15 protein-coding genes are annotated in these 13,062 nt (G+C 72.5%); 9 read left to right on the top strand and 6 right to left on the bottom strand.

The annotated features are described in order from the left end of the window. The 4 genes from CA984_RS36675 to CA984_RS36660 all read left to right on the top strand — a co-directional run. Positions 1–311, top strand: a 311-nt coding sequence (locus CA984_RS36675) for a TetR/AcrR family transcriptional regulator C-terminal domain-containing protein (protein WP_207621171.1), incomplete at its 5' end; no start/stop codon positions are given. A 466-nt stretch (positions 312–777) separates the two neighbouring features. After that, positions 778–1,971, top strand: coding sequence for a sensor histidine kinase (locus CA984_RS36670; protein ID WP_086577995.1), 1,194 nt, complete (start codon positions 778–780; stop codon positions 1,969–1,971). Continuing rightward, a complete protein-coding gene (locus tag CA984_RS36665) occupies positions 1,959–2,621 on the top strand; it encodes a response regulator (protein WP_086577994.1) in 663 nt (220 codons plus the stop codon). Before CA984_RS36670 ends, CA984_RS36665 begins: the two co-directional genes overlap by 13 nt. A gap of 228 nt (positions 2,622–2,849) precedes the next feature. After that, the gene (locus tag CA984_RS36660) at positions 2,850–3,638 is read left to right on the top strand and encodes a PIG-L deacetylase family protein (RefSeq protein WP_086577993.1); all 789 of its coding nucleotides are present in this window, start codon (positions 2,850–2,852) and stop codon (positions 3,636–3,638) included. A 64-nt stretch (positions 3,639–3,702) separates the two neighbouring features. Here the strand turns inward: CA984_RS36660 and CA984_RS36655 are convergent, their stop codons facing one another. The 5 genes from CA984_RS36655 to CA984_RS36635 form a co-directional block, all read right to left on the bottom strand. Beyond that, positions 3,703–4,938: an MFS transporter gene (locus CA984_RS36655; RefSeq protein ID WP_242676376.1), complete on the bottom strand. Its 1,236-nt coding sequence runs from the start codon at positions 4,936–4,938 to the stop codon at positions 3,703–3,705. An 84-nt stretch (positions 4,939–5,022) separates the two neighbouring features. Then, positions 5,023–5,382: a DUF1801 domain-containing protein gene (locus CA984_RS36650; RefSeq protein WP_242676375.1), complete on the bottom strand. Its 360-nt coding sequence runs from the start codon at positions 5,380–5,382 to the stop codon at positions 5,023–5,025. A gap of 30 nt (positions 5,383–5,412) precedes the next feature. After that, entirely contained in the window at positions 5,413–5,949 is a 537-nt protein-coding gene (locus tag CA984_RS36645) for a dihydrofolate reductase family protein (protein WP_086577991.1), read from the bottom strand. Further along, complete coding sequence (locus CA984_RS36640) at positions 5,946–6,188, bottom strand: hypothetical protein (RefSeq protein ID WP_086577990.1); 243 nt, start codon at positions 6,186–6,188, stop codon at positions 5,946–5,948. Before CA984_RS36640 ends, CA984_RS36645 begins: the two co-directional genes overlap by 4 nt. Beyond that, on the bottom strand, positions 6,185–6,856 hold the full coding sequence (locus CA984_RS36635) for a DUF998 domain-containing protein (RefSeq protein ID WP_086577989.1): 672 nt from the start codon (positions 6,854–6,856) through the stop codon (positions 6,185–6,187). Before CA984_RS36635 ends, CA984_RS36640 begins: the two co-directional genes overlap by 4 nt. A 141-nt stretch (positions 6,857–6,997) precedes the next feature. On the opposite strand from CA984_RS36635, the gene CA984_RS36630 reads away from it, so the two are divergent. The 3 genes from CA984_RS36630 to CA984_RS36620 all read left to right on the top strand — a co-directional run bounded on the left by CA984_RS36630 (position 6,998) and on the right by CA984_RS36620 (position 10,455). Further along, positions 6,998–7,315 carry a YciI family protein gene (locus CA984_RS36630; protein WP_086577988.1) on the top strand — a complete coding sequence of 106 codons (318 nt, stop codon included), beginning with the start codon at positions 6,998–7,000 and terminating at the stop codon, positions 7,313–7,315. Positions 7,316–7,377: 62 nt separating this feature from the next. Further along, complete coding sequence (locus CA984_RS36625) at positions 7,378–9,354, top strand: sigma-70 family RNA polymerase sigma factor (protein WP_165781543.1); 1,977 nt, start codon at positions 7,378–7,380, stop codon at positions 9,352–9,354. 189 nt (positions 9,355–9,543) lie between these two features. Continuing rightward, a complete protein-coding gene (locus tag CA984_RS36620) occupies positions 9,544–10,455 on the top strand; it encodes an aminoglycoside phosphotransferase family protein (protein WP_086577986.1) in 912 nt (303 codons plus the stop codon). 44 nt (positions 10,456–10,499) lie between these two features. On the opposite strand, the gene CA984_RS36615 is transcribed toward CA984_RS36620, so the two are convergent. Next, complete coding sequence (locus CA984_RS36615; RefSeq protein WP_086577985.1) at positions 10,500–11,549, bottom strand: sigma-70 family RNA polymerase sigma factor; 1,050 nt, start codon at positions 11,547–11,549, stop codon at positions 10,500–10,502. A gap of 70 nt (positions 11,550–11,619) precedes the next feature. On the opposite strand from CA984_RS36615, the gene CA984_RS36610 reads away from it, so the two are divergent. After that, a complete protein-coding gene (locus tag CA984_RS36610; RefSeq protein ID WP_086577984.1) occupies positions 11,620–11,988 on the top strand; it encodes a VOC family protein in 369 nt (122 codons plus the stop codon). A gap of 322 nt (positions 11,989–12,310) precedes the next feature. After that, a partial coding sequence (locus CA984_RS36605) for an MFS transporter (protein WP_165781542.1) occupies positions 12,311–13,062 on the top strand: 752 nt, incomplete at its 3' end.

Raw genomic sequence — 13,062 nt, 5'->3', positions numbered from 1 at the left:
GTGCCCCGCCGATCCTCCAGACCGCGCTGGAATCGCTGCAGCGCGCCGGCTTCGCGCCGCGCGAGGCGCTGCGCGGCCTGTTCACCCTGGGCCACTACGTCAGCGGATTCGTGCTGGAAGAGCAGGCGGATCACCCGCGCGGACCGGGAGAGGACCTCGACCGGGCCCGCCGATGGCTCGCCGACCACCCGATCCTGTTCGAGGCCGTCGCGCAGAGCGGTCACCCGCAGGGGGAGGAGGCATTCGAGCATGGCCTGGCCATGATCCTGGAGGGCATGCGCGCCCATCTGCCCCCTCCGCCCCCGGGGTGACGGCCACGCTCCGTCCCGCGTCGGCACCCCGGTTCTCACGTGGTGTCCGAGATCCCGTACCGGCGGCCCCGGATCGGGATGCGCAGGCCGGGCGGGATCTACCGCCTCGGCCGCCCGAGCAGCCGGCGAGCGCCGGCTGAAGCGGGTCGATTCCGGCCACCGGGCCGGCCGGCGCCCAGAGTGCGAGGGCCGCGGCCGTCGCGCCGGTCACCGTCAGCGCCCGCCATGCGGCGCTGCCGCCGGCCGCCCCGGTACGGCACGGATGGGAGTGGTCCGGCTGGACACGTGTTCCCCCTTTCGAAGGACGGGGCGGGCCGTCCCGCGAGCCATCCGCCGATGGTTGCCGCGGCCGGTCACCGTCGTGGCGCGGTCGCCGCATCGGGCGCGGGCGTGTCCGACCGAGGGAGGGCCCGATACCTACTTTGGTAAGTGTCGGCACCGAGGCACCCGGAGTTACCGTTGGCCCGTGAACGGCGACATCGACTGCGACGCGGAGGCGGGATCCGCGCGTCGGCGGCCCCTCTGGACCGTACCCACCGCGGCCGGCATGGTCGTCGGGATGGGTGCCCTGATCGCGCTGACGATCTGGGGCCTGTCCGACGCGCGTCCGACGGGGGAGTCGCTCGGTCTTGACATCGCGGCCGGAGTGCTGGGGTGCGTCCTGTCGCCGGTTCTGCTGTGGCGGCCGGTCACCTGCGCGCTGGGGCTCACGCTGCTGGCGACGCTGTCGCCGGCGGCCACCCCGGCGGCCACGCTGGGCGCGCTGCTGGTCGCCCAGCGGCGCGGTTTCCCGGTCGCGGTCGCGGTGGCCGCGGCGGGGATCGCGGCCCATGCGGTGCAGGGCATATGGCGGCCGAGCGGGGGAATCTCCTTCGGCTGGTGGCTGGTCCTGATCACCGTCGGGTACGGCGCGCTGGTCGGCTGGGGCGCGCTGGCCCGGGCGCGCCACGCGCTCGTCGCCTCGCTGCGCGAACGCGCCCGCCGCGCCGAGGCCGAGCAGGGCCGGCGGGTGGCCGAGGGCCGGATGCTCGAACGGACCCGGATCGCCCGGGAGATGCACGACGTGCTGGCCCATCGGCTGTCCCTGCTGGCCACATACGCGGGTGCGCTGGAGTACCGCCCGGACTCCCCGCCTGAGCAGCTCTCCCGCGCCGCCGGCGTGGTCCGCGCCGGAGCGCACCAGGCGCTCGACGAACTCCGGGACGTGATCAACCTGCTGCGCGACGAGGACACGGCCGAGGGCCACGATCCCGGCGGGCGGCCGCAGCCCGTGCTGGCCGACCTTCCCCGGCTGGTCGACGAGTCCCGCGACGCCGGAGGCCGGGTGCGACTGCGCGACGGGGTGGTCGACCCGGACGCCCTGCCCGCCGCCGCCGGCCGGACCGCCTACCGCGTCGTGCAGGAGGGGCTGACCAACGCCCGCAAGCACGCCGCGGGCCGGCCGGTCCAGGTGACGCTGGAGGGCCGGCCCGGTGGCCGGCTCGTGATCGACATCCGCAACCCGCTGCCGGAGGACGGAGCCGCCACGTCGATCACCCCCGGCACGGGCACCGGCCTGGTCGGGCTGACCGAGCGGGTGCAACTCGCCGGCGGGCGGCTCGACCACGAGGTGACCGCCGGCGAGTTCCGCCTGCGCGCCTGGCTGCCATGGCCGGCGTGAGCCGCCCGCTGCGCGTCCTCGTCGTGGACGACGACGCCCTCGTCCGCGCCGGGCTGTCCATGATGCTCGACGGGATCCACGGCATCGCCGTGGTGGGCGAGGCCGCCGACGGCGACGAGGTGCCCGCGGCCGCTGACGCCTACGCCCCCGATGTCGTGCTCATGGACCTTCGGATGCCGCGGGTGGACGGCATCACCGCCACCCGCAGGCTACGGAGCCGCCGGCACCCGCCCGAGGTCATCGTGCTGACCACCTTCGACGCCGACGAGGACATCCTGCACGCGCTGCGCGCCGGCGCCGCCGGCTTCCTGCTCAAGGACACCCCGCCCGCGCGGATCGTCGAAGCGGTCCGCCGGGTCGCCGCCGGAGACCCGGTGCTGTCCCCCCGGATCACCCGCCGGCTGATGGACCGCGCCGCCGTCCAGGCCGGGGCCTATCAGCGGGCCCGTGCCGCACTGGCCACCCTCAGCCCTCGCGAGCACGAGGTGGTTCTCGCCGTGGCCCGGGGACGGACCAACGCTGAGATCGCCGCCGAGCTCTACATGAAAGTGACCACGGTCAAGGCCCACGTCTCCCACATCCTCACCAAGCTCGAACTCGACAACCGGACCCAGATCGCCCTGCTCGCCCACGACGCCGGGCTGGCCTGACGTGGGGCAGGTCAGCCGCCGGTACGGACGCCGCCCGGCGCGGCCGGGCACGGAGGTCCCGCGTGCCGGGTGTGCGATCTGAGAACGGGCACGGAGGTCCCGCAGGCCGGGCGCGCGTTCTGAGAACGGGCACGGAGGTCCCGCGTACCGGGCGCGCGACCCGAGCTGAGGTGCCGGCGGGCCTGCCGTTGGCCGTGCTGGGGGGCGTCTATGATCCACAATGTACCGATGGCGACTGTCGTGGCATTTCACGCCCATCCCGACGACGAGGTGTTGATGACGGGGGGCACGCTCGCCCGTGCCTCCTCCGAGGGCCATCGAGTGGTGATCGTGGTCGCCACCGACGGCGTCATGGGGGAGGCGTCGGAGAGCGACTCGACGCGCATGGACGAACTGCGGGCGAGTGCCGGGATACTCGGTGTGAGACGCGTCGTGCACCTGGGCTACGCCGACAGCGGGCACGGGCCGGTGCTCTATCCCGACCCGCCGGACCGGACGCGCTTCGCCAGGGCGGACACCGAGGAGGCCGCCGCCCGGCTCGCCGCCGTCCTCCGCGAGGAGAACGCGGCGGTCCTGCTCAGCTACGACGCCAACGGCGGGTACGGCCACCGCGACCACGTGAAAGTGCACGAGGTCGGCGGGCGCGCCGCCGAACTGGCCGGGGTCTCGCACGTGCTGGAGGCCACTCTTCCCCGCGACGTCGTCGACCGTTTCGTGAGGCTGGTACGCCTGCTGAGGATTCCGTTCCGCTTCGACGCCGAAGCGCTACGCGCCCTCTACAGCCCGGGTGAGGCCATCACACACAGGGTCGATGTACGGCGGTTCGCCCGCCAGAAGCAGGCGGCACTGGCCGCGCACCGCTCCGAGGTGACCGGCGGCGGCCGGCTGGCACCGGTCATGTGGGTGCTGGTCCGGCTCCCGGTGCCGCTGTTCGGCCTGTTGCTCGGACGGGAGTGGTACGTCGACGCGGCGGCGTCGAACCCCCGGGTGATGTCAGACATATTCGCCGTCCGGTAGCCGGGGGTGTGAGGCTGGCTAAGGCCGCGACCGCGATACCGGCCCGCATCCCGGCGGTAGGGGTTCAGGCCACCCGGGCGCCGCCGTCGTCGATCGGGGCGGCCGCGCCGGAGGCGACGAACCGGCGGCCGAAGGAGCGCCAGGCCGCGGCCGTGAGCACGGCCATCACCACCGCCGACGCCCAGAAGGGGCCGGTGATGCCGGTCCAGCGGGCGATGGGCCCGCCGACCAGGGCCCCCAGCGCGGAGCCGCCGACGGCGAACATCATGTACACGCTCTGCACGCGGCCCCGCAGTTCGTCGGGCACAGCGCGCTGGCGCAGCGTGACGCTGACCGCGCCGAAGATCGAGCTGTGAACGCCGAAGGCGATCAGGACGGGCCCGGCGACCCACACCGTGGTGGCGAGCGCCAGCCCGACGTGCGTCAGCGTCTCGATGATCAGGCCGGTCCGGAGGAGCAGCGAGTCGGAGAACCTCGCCTGGAGACGAGGAGCGATCATCACGCCGACCAGCGAGCCGGCTGCGGACGCCGTGATGAGAGCGCCGTAACCGTACTCGTTGAGCCCGAGCCGGTCACGGCTGTAGAGCACGAGGATCGAGAAGCCCGCGATGAGAGTGACGTTCATCAGGCACAGCGCGAGGGAGAGCATCCGGATCGCGGAGTGGTTCCAGAGCCAGCGCATGCCCTCGCCGATGTCGGCGCGTACGGACCGCCGCTCGGCCGGAGCGGTCTGCCGTATCCCGCGCAGGGTGGAGATCAGTACGGCCGCCAGCACGAACGTCGCGGCGTTGATCCCGAACGGCAGCGCCGCCGCCACCACGAACAGGGCGGCGCCCAGCGGCGGCGCGGCGAACTGGTTGACCGCGAAGAAGACAGCGTGCATGCGTGCGTTGGCGCGGGGGAGGTCCTCCGACCTCACGACCATCGGGACGAGCGTCCCCGAGGCGTTGTCGCCGAGGGTCTCGCACGTGCCGAGCAGGAACCCGGCGGCATAGATGACCGGGATCGTCGCCGCGTCCCGCCACACCGCCAGCGCCAGCACGCCCACGACCAGGCCGCGGAGCACGTTGATCACCACGATCAGCCGCCGCCGGTCGAGGCGATCCACATAGACGCCGCTGACCAGCGAGAACAACACCCAGGGCAGTTGCTGGACGAACACGGCCAGGCCGACCAGCACCGGATCGTCGGTGACCGAGGCGACCAGCAACGGCGCGGCGGCCGCCGCTATGCCGTCGCCGATGTTGGAGACGGTGGTGGCCGCCCACAACGTGTTGAAGTTCCTGCCGAGTCCGGCCACCTTCTGCACTCCTGTCTCTCGGATGTGGAGAAGCATGGCTTGCCGAGGGCGTCGAGGTGTGGTCGGGATGATGAAATACGCAAATCAGCGTAGGCGGCGAGCACCGTGGACACCGGGGATCGCGGGCGGGGCCGCCCCGGTCGGTGCCACGGGCACGGAGCAGGCGCCGGCCATCTGCCGCGCGCCGGGTTCGAGGCGGCCGGACGGGTCGGCGATCTCCTGACCCCGCCAGAACCCGAAGGTCACGTAGGCGGAGTAGGCCTTGACGTAGCAGACCGGGGTCCTGCCCGGGGCCGGGCCCAGGCTCCACACCGGGTGCCCCTGCCAGACCGCGCCGGCTCCCGGCAGCGCCGCCTCGATGAGCGGCAGGAGCTCGCCGGTGATCTCGCGCTGGGACTCGGGGAGGGAGGCGAGGTAGTCCCGCACGGTGGCGAACTTGGCCATGTCGGCGTCCTTACTGCTGGTGGGAGGAGTTCAGGCGGGCTGGTAGGTCAGGTGAACGACACCGGTGCCGAAGGCCGCCGAGCCGGTGAGGGCCAGTTTCCGCTGCTCGGTGCCGTCCTCGAACAGGCGCCGCCCGGCCCCCAGGACGATCGGGTGGACCAGCAGGTGAAGGTTGTCGATGAGTCCGGCGTGCAGCAGTGCCCGGGTCAGGGTGATGCTGCCGGAGACGCTGATGTCCTTACCGGGCCGCCGCTTGAGCCTGGTCAGCTCTTCGACCACGTCGCCGCCGATGACGGTCGAATTGGCCCACTCGGCCTTCTCAAGGGTGGTCGACGCCACCAGCTTGCGGATGCCGTTGAGCCGGTCGGCCATCTCACCGGTCTGGTGCGGCCAGACCGAGGCGAAGGACTCGTAGGTCACCCGCCCCAGCAGCAGGGTGTTCGCCTGGGCCTGCATTGATCCGACCGCCGCGCCCATCTCCTCGTTCAGGTAGGGGAAGTGCCACTTCTCGGGTGCCTCCACGACACCGTCCAGCGACATGAACAGTCCAGCGATGATCTTTCTCATGACATCTCCTCAGTGAAGAAACCGGCCGGGACCACCGCGAGGGTGGCTGGGGCGAACGGGTGGCGGTGGCCGCGCACCGACCGGTGCGGGCGGTTCAGGGGGCGTGCGGCCGGCTGGACGCCGGGGCCGCCGCGGACGCCGTACGGGACGAGGGCGGGCAGCGTCGAGACACGCCGTCGGTGGGCTGGAGCGCCGGTCGCGGCCATGACCAGGGAGTCGCGGGCCGCGGTCGTGCTCATGCCGTCCGACGGAGGCGGGCGGCGGTCAGGGAGACCCAGAGCATCGCGGTGATGGCGCCGACGGCCAGGGTCAGGGACCCGGCCGTGCCGCCGCTCATCGACCAGCCGTTGCCGACCAGGAGGGCGGTGCCGGCGACGCGGGAGGCGATGGCGTGGCCGCGGTTCCCGGCCCGGCTGAAGTGGTGGCCCAGGACGTAGCAGGCGGCGATCAGGGCGATGAAGGCGATCGAGCCGGCGGCCATGTGGCCGTAGCTGTGCCAGGTGAGCTCGGGCATCCCGTAGGGGGTGCCGGCGGGGAACCCGTCTGCCGGGTCCATGACGAAGACCCCCGCGGCGATCATGCCGATGCCGTTGACCCGGACCAGCCGTGGCGCCCACCTGCCTCCGGGGGCGCCGTGCAGGGCACGGCGCAGACCGGCCGCCCCGGCGATGGTCAGGACGCCGGCGACCAGGAAGTCGGTGATCTGCAGCCAGCCGAGGGAGCCGTTGCTCAGCAGGCTCAGCGGATGGCGGGTCAGGTCGAAGCCCTCGCGGGTGGCGGCCTGGGCCAGAGCCACGACCGCCCACAGGGGTCCCGCGACGGCCGCGCAGGTGAGCAGGGAGCGGGTGGCGGCCGAGGTGCCGGTGGAGGCGGCGGTGGCGGTGGCGGGGATCTGGACGGCGGTCATGGCCGGTGCCTTTCTCAGGTTCGTCTTCTTCGGTTCTCACTCACTCGTCGATCCGGCGATGTGACAGGGAACGCCGCCATTACCTGTCATATAGGTTTGTCCGACGTACAGGCAGAACCCCATGGAGAAGGAGACACAGCGGTGCGATTCCTCATGACGAGCGCCAGCGAGCAGGCGGCGGACGAGACGCTCTACATCGAGATGGGCAAGTTCATCGAGGAGCTGACCAGGTCCGGTGTGCTGCTGGCCACCGGCGGGATGGAGCTGGAGGGCAGTCTGATCAGGTCCTCCGGCGGCGAGATCACTGTGATCGACGGCCCCTTCACCGAGGCGAAGGAGGCGGCCGGCGGGTTCGCGCTGATCGAGACCCGGTCGAAGGAGGAGGCGCTGGAGGTCTCCCGCCGCTTTTTCAAGATCTTGGGTGATGGCGAGGGTCGGATCCAGCAGATCTTCGGATGACCCTCCGGAGGAGCACGGACCCCGGCTCGCACGAGAGCCGGGACAGAGCTCTCATGACGCCCATGATTGCCCAGAACGTCCATGGTGCGATCGACGCGGTCTGGAAGTTCGAGTCCGCGAGGATCATCGCCGGGCTCACCAGGATGGTCCGCGACGTCGGCCTTGCCGAGGAGCTCGCGCAGGACGCGCTGGTGGCCGCGCTGGAACAGTGGCCCGGACAGGGCGTCCCGGATAATCCGGGCGCATGGCTCATGACCACCGCCAAACGCCGAGCCATCGATCACATCCGCCGCGGCGAGCGGCTGGAACGCAAGCACGAGGAGATCGCCCACGCGCTGGAACAGCGGAGCCTGGAAGAAGGCGTGGACGACGACGTCCTGCGTCTGATGTTCGTCTCCTGCCACCCGGTGCTGCCGGCCGAGGCGAGGGCCGCGCTGACGCTCCGCCTGCTCGGCGGTCTGACCGCCCTGGAGATCGCCCGGGCGTTCCTCGTGTCCGAGCGGGCCGTCGCCCAGCGCATCGCCAAGGCCAAGCGAACCCTCGCCGAGGAGCGGGTCCCGTTCGAACTGCCTCCCGGACCTGAACTCGCCGGACGGCTGGCGTCCGTGCTCGAGGTCATCTACCTGATCTTCAACGAGGGCTACTCGGCGACGTCCGGCGACGATCTGATGCGCCCGTCCCTCTGCCTGGAGGCGCTCCGGCTGGGCCGGCTGCTGGCCGAGCTGGCGCCCCGGCAGGCCGAGGTCCACGGCCTGGTCGCGCTGATGGAGATCCAGGCGTCGCGTTCGGCCGCGCGGACCGGCCCCTCGGGCGAGCCCGTCCAGCTGCACGAGCAGAACCGCGGACGCTGGGATCAGCTCCTCATCCGCCGCGGTTTCGCGGCGATGCTGCGGGCGAGGGAGGCCGGCGGCCCACCCGGCCCGTACGTGCTGCAGGCCGCGATCGCCGTCTCCCACGCGCAGGCGAAGACCGCCCAGGAGACGGACTGGGAGCAGATCGCGGCCCTCTACGGAGCGCTGGTCCGGCTGGTGCCGTCGCCCGTGGTCCAGCTCAACCGTGCCGTGGCGCTGGGGATGGCCCGCGGGCCCCAGGCGGGGCTGGACATCGTCGACACGCTGACCTCCGATCCCGCGCTCAAGAACTACCACCTGCTGTCCGGTGTGCGTGGCGACTTCCTGGCCAAGCTCGGTCGGCACGACGAGGCCAGGACGGAGTTCGAGCGCGCGGCCTCGCTCACTCACAACGCCCCCGAACGCGCTTTCCTGCTCAAGCGGGCCGCTACCGGCACGTCCCGGGTGGCGGGAGTCACGCTGGGCCAGGCCGCGGAGAGGTTCCTGGCCCGCGAGGATCTGGACGCCGAGACGATCCGCTCCTACGGCCAGACCCTGCGCCGGATGTGCCTGGACCTCGGAGCAGGCACCCCGCTGGCCGAAGTGACCGCCGGGAAGACGTCCACGGTCTTCGCCGTCGCCTGGAACGGGGCGGCCGCCAAGACCTGGAACCGGCACCGCGCGGCCGTCCGCTCCTTCTCCGCCTGGGCGTCCATCGACGATCTCTCCGCCGGACTGGCCCGGAAGCCGGAGAGCCGCGAGCGCAGACCGTCCATCGGCCCGCCACAGCTCGACGCCCTCTGGGAGTGCCCGAACACGGCGCCACGCGAGAAGACGTTGTGGCGGCTCCTCCACGAGTCGGCGGCCGCCGCCAGAACGGCGCTGTCCCTCAACGTCGAAGACCTCGACCTGGAGAACCGGCGCGGACGCGTCACCACCAAGAACGGGCCGGTCCGGCTGTCCTGGCGGTCCGGCACCGCCCGCCTGCTGCCCCACCTGGTGGAGGGCCGGACCCGAGGCCCGCTGTTCCTGGCCGACCGGAGGCCCGCACCGGCCCGGATGCCCGGACCCGCCGACCTCTGCCCCGACACCGGGCGAGGGCGGCTCTCCTACGAACGCGCCGAATACCTCTTCAAACAGGCCACCCGGCCACTCGACCCGTCAGGCGCGGGCTACACCCTCCACCAGCTCAGCCACTCCCGCCGCTGACCGTCGGCGGGATTCTCCGGCGGTCCGCTGACCTGCGCGCCGGTGGAGAGACCGAAAACGAGTCGACAGAAGACGCGCCGGACGATGGTATGGACACCGGCCGGCGCTCAAGCCGGCCGTCGCCAGTCCCTCCGCTGCGTCGCGCGGTCCGTGCCGCTCGACGGGTTCACCCCGGTCAGGAAGGTTCTCATGCGCACCGGCAAGATGCATGCCGACGAGGTGGACATCGACGCGTCCCTCGTACGCCGGTTGCTCGCCGGGCAGTTTCCGCAGTGGGCGGACCTTCCCGTCGAACCGGTCGACTCCAGCGGGACGGACAACGCCATGTACCGGCTCGGCGAGGACATGGCCGTACGGCTCCCCCGTATCGAGTGGGCCGCCGGGGGTGTGGAGAGGGAGCAGCGGTGGCTGCCGCGGCTCGCACCGCTGCTTCCGGTCGCCATCCCCGCCCCGCTCGGGAAGGGGGTGCCCGCCGGCGGCTATCCCTGGCACTGGTCCGTCTACCGCTGGCTCGACGGCGAGAACCCGGCCGTCGGCCGCGTCGCCGATCCCGGCACGCTCGCCGAGGATCTGGCGGGGTTCGTCACCGCGCTGCGCCGGATCGATCCCGCCGGCGGGCCGCCCGCGGGCCGCGGCGTGCCTCTGGCGACGCGGGACGCTCCCACGCGCGCCGCGATCGGGGACCTGCGCGGAGTCCTCGACACCGGCGCGGTGACCGCCGCGTGGGAGGAGGCCCTGCGGATCCCCGAGTGGTCCGGCCCGGCGGCCTGGGTCCACGGAGACCTGTCACCCGGGAATGTGCTGATCACCCGTGGGCGGCTCGGAGCCGTCATCGACTTCGGGGGTGTGGGCGTGGGCGATCCCACCGTCGACCTGGTCGTGGCGTGGAACCTGCTGCCCGCCGACGCGCGGGACGTCTTCCGCACCGCCCTGCGGGTCGATGACGCGACCTGGACCCGTGGCCGCGGTTGGGCGCTGTCGATCGCCCTCATCCAGCTCCCGTACTACCGGAGCACCAATCCGTCGCTCGCGGCCAACTCGCGGCACGTGATCGGGGAAGTCCTCGCCGATCACGATCGCGCCGCACACCGACCGGGTTGACCCGGCCCGCCGCCGGTCTACCGTCGCCCGTCGCGGCTCCCGGGTCAGGGCAGTGAGGCGGGCAGCCCGAATCTCGCGAAGTGGTCCGCACCGAGGAACGAGGTGATCTCGGCGATCCGCTCGCCGCGCAGGGTCAGCACGTTGACCGACCAGCCGAGGTGCGCGCCGGCGTCGTCGTCCCAGAGGTAGCAGCTCAGGCCGGGCTGGCCGTTCGCACTGACCGGCAGGTTCCGCCAGCTTCCGCATCCGGTCAGCGGGACCCGTACGGCGAAGTCGGTGACGGCCTCGAGGCCGCGGTACCAGTGCGCCAGCGGCGGCATCGACCAGGTGACGTCCTCGGTCAGCAGCGCGACCAGTGCGTCGGCGTCGCCGCGTTCCAGCGCGGCGGAGTAGCCGGCGACGATCTTCCGTACGCGGGCGTCGCCGATCTGGCGCAGCGTCTGCTGCTGGGTGGCGGAGGGAGCCTTCTGCGCGACGACCTTGCGGGCCCGTGCCAGGGCGGAGTTCACCGACGTGGTCGAGGTGTTCATCATGGCGGCGATCTCGGCGGCGGAGAAGCCGAGGACCTCGAACAGCAGCAGTGCCGCCCGCTGGTTGCCCGGCAGGTGCTGCAGGGCGGCGACGAAGGCGAGCTCGACGGCCTCACGCTGCTCGTAGCGCGCGCCCGGGTCGGCCGGACCGTCGCCGAGACCCGCGTCGGGGTAGGGGCCCAGCCAGGCGACCTCGGCCAGCGGGGCGTCACCGATCACGGCGCGGTCGCTGGCCGGGCCGAGGTCGACGGGCAGGGCCCGCCTGCCGCGGCTTCTCACGATGTCCAGGCAGGTACGGGTCGCCACGGTGTAGAGCCACGAGCGCAGCGAACTGCGGCCCTCGAAGCGCGCGAGCCCCCGCCACGCCCGTAGCAGGGCGTCCTGCAGGGCGTCGTCGGCGTCGTGGGTCGAGCCGAGCATGCGGTAGCAGTGAGCGTGCAGCTCCCGGCGCAACGGCTCCACGAGGCGGGTGAACGCGGCCTCGTCCCCGTCGCGCCCCAGGTCCAGATCGGGATCCTCGGCCCACTCCACTGCCAGGTCCGCCCCCGAGGAAATCTCGCTCACGAGAGACGATTCTGCCCCACGGCGGGAGTCCCCTTTACCGACTGTGACCGTTCCTGCGAGGAGGACCCCTATGACGCCGTCCGGACACCACCATGCGCCCGCGTGGTTCGACATCTCCTCTCCCGACGCCGACCGGGCGCGGGGCTTCTACCGGGAGATGTTCGGCTGGGCGATGGACGTCGTGGAGGAAGAGGGCTACACGCTGCTGGGCGGAGAGGGAGGCCACCCGATGGGCGGGATCGGCCAGTCCGGTCCCGGCGCTCCGTATCCGCCCGGGATCATCGTGTACTTTCAGGTGGACGACGTCGACGCCGCGCTCGCGCGGGCCGAGCGGCTCGGTGGCGTCCGGGCGCTGGAGCCGGTCGACCTGCCCGGGACGGGGCGGATGGCCGTGTTCACCGATCCCGACGGCAACGCCGTCGGCCTGTTGAGTCCCTGACGTTCACGGCCGGGGGACGCCGGGCGGACGGCGGGGGCGGGCCGTATCGGGTCAGCCGGCGGACCGGCCCTGACCGGCATGGTTATCCATTCCGGTATGGATCTCATCCCGCTCTCGATATTGGACATGAGCCGGACCGGCCTGGTCTGCTCTCACCGTTCACCGACAGCGAGGAGTCCCCCATGTCCCATCGCCCCACCCCCACCCGATGGCCGCGGCCCCGGACGGAGCCCGGTGCCGCCGTCCTGACCGTGTTCAGGTGAATTCCCCTCGGCGGTCCATGGCCCGCAGTCGCCGGGCGGGCAGGCCATCGGATCGACGGGTGATCGTGGTGGTCGTGGGGGTGCAGCTCGCCATCTCGCTCGGATTCTTCGCGGTGATGGCGCACCTGGTGTCCCATCTGCGGCATGATCTCGGCATGCTCGCCGGGACCATCACCCTGGTGCTCGGCGCGCGGATCGCGGTCCAGTACGCGCTGTTCCTGCCGGTGGGCGCGGTGACCGATCTGATCGGCGCGACCAGGGCGGGGGTTCTGGCCTGCTCGTTGCGTGCGGCGGGATTCGTGCTGCTGGGGACCGCGGACGAGCTCGCCGGGCTGCTCGGTGCGGCCGTGCTGCTGGGAGCGGGCGGTGCGCTGTTCCATCCCACCGCCCAGTCCCTGCTGGCCGGGCTGGCGCCCGCCCGCCGCTCCCGGGGGTTCGCGGCCTACGTGATCGCCGGGCAGGTGGCCGCGGTGGCCGGTCCGCCTGCCGGGCTGGTCCTGCTGACGGCCGGATTCTGGGTGCTGGCGGCCGCGGCGGCGGCCGCGTGGGCGATCGCCGCCGTGCTGTTCACCCTGCTGGGCGAGGAGCGTCGCGCCGTTCCCCACCCGGACCCGCGTCCCCCCGCGGTGCGATGGGCCGGGGTCCGGCTCGGCACGCGGATGGTCGCCGGGGGAGTGGCGGAGGCGCTGCGCGATCGGAGGTTCGTGCGCTTCGCCGTGGTCGCCGCGCCCAGCACGTTGCTCGCCGACCAGATCGTGACCGTCGTCCCGCTCAAGGACGTCGGGGCGGGCGCGGCGACCCTGTTCTTCTC

Source organism: Streptosporangium minutum (assembly GCF_002149035.1).
GTDB lineage: Bacteria > Actinomycetota > Actinomycetes > Streptosporangiales > Streptosporangiaceae > Streptosporangium > Streptosporangium minutum.
Note: the sequence above shows the minus strand (reverse complement) of the source record. Positions and strands in the feature narration are given on the sequence as shown.

What these genes read in the sequence shown, in the direction of transcription:
- CA984_RS36625 (WP_165781543.1), top strand. Translation starts at nt 7,378, where the DNA reads ATGATTGCCCAGAACGTCCATGGTGCGATCGACGCGGTCTGGAAGTTC.
- CA984_RS36635 (WP_086577989.1), bottom strand. Translation starts at nt 6,856, where the DNA reads ATGACCGCCGTCCAGATCCCCGCCACCGCCACCGCCGCCTCCACCGGC.
- CA984_RS36650 (WP_242676375.1), bottom strand. Translation starts at nt 5,382, where the DNA reads ATGGCCAAGTTCGCCACCGTGCGGGACTACCTCGCCTCCCTCCCCGAG.
- CA984_RS36660 (WP_086577993.1), top strand. Translation starts at nt 2,850, where the DNA reads ATGGCGACTGTCGTGGCATTTCACGCCCATCCCGACGACGAGGTGTTG.
- CA984_RS36645 (WP_086577991.1), bottom strand. Translation starts at nt 5,949, where the DNA reads ATGAGAAAGATCATCGCTGGACTGTTCATGTCGCTGGACGGTGTCGTG.
- CA984_RS36620 (WP_086577986.1), top strand. Translation starts at nt 9,544, where the DNA reads ATGCGCACCGGCAAGATGCATGCCGACGAGGTGGACATCGACGCGTCC.
- CA984_RS36665 (WP_086577994.1), top strand. Translation starts at nt 1,959, where the DNA reads ATGGCCGGCGTGAGCCGCCCGCTGCGCGTCCTCGTCGTGGACGACGAC.
- CA984_RS36610 (WP_086577984.1), top strand. Translation starts at nt 11,620, where the DNA reads ATGACGCCGTCCGGACACCACCATGCGCCCGCGTGGTTCGACATCTCC.
- CA984_RS36640 (WP_086577990.1), bottom strand. Translation starts at nt 6,188, where the DNA reads ATGAGCACGACCGCGGCCCGCGACTCCCTGGTCATGGCCGCGACCGGC.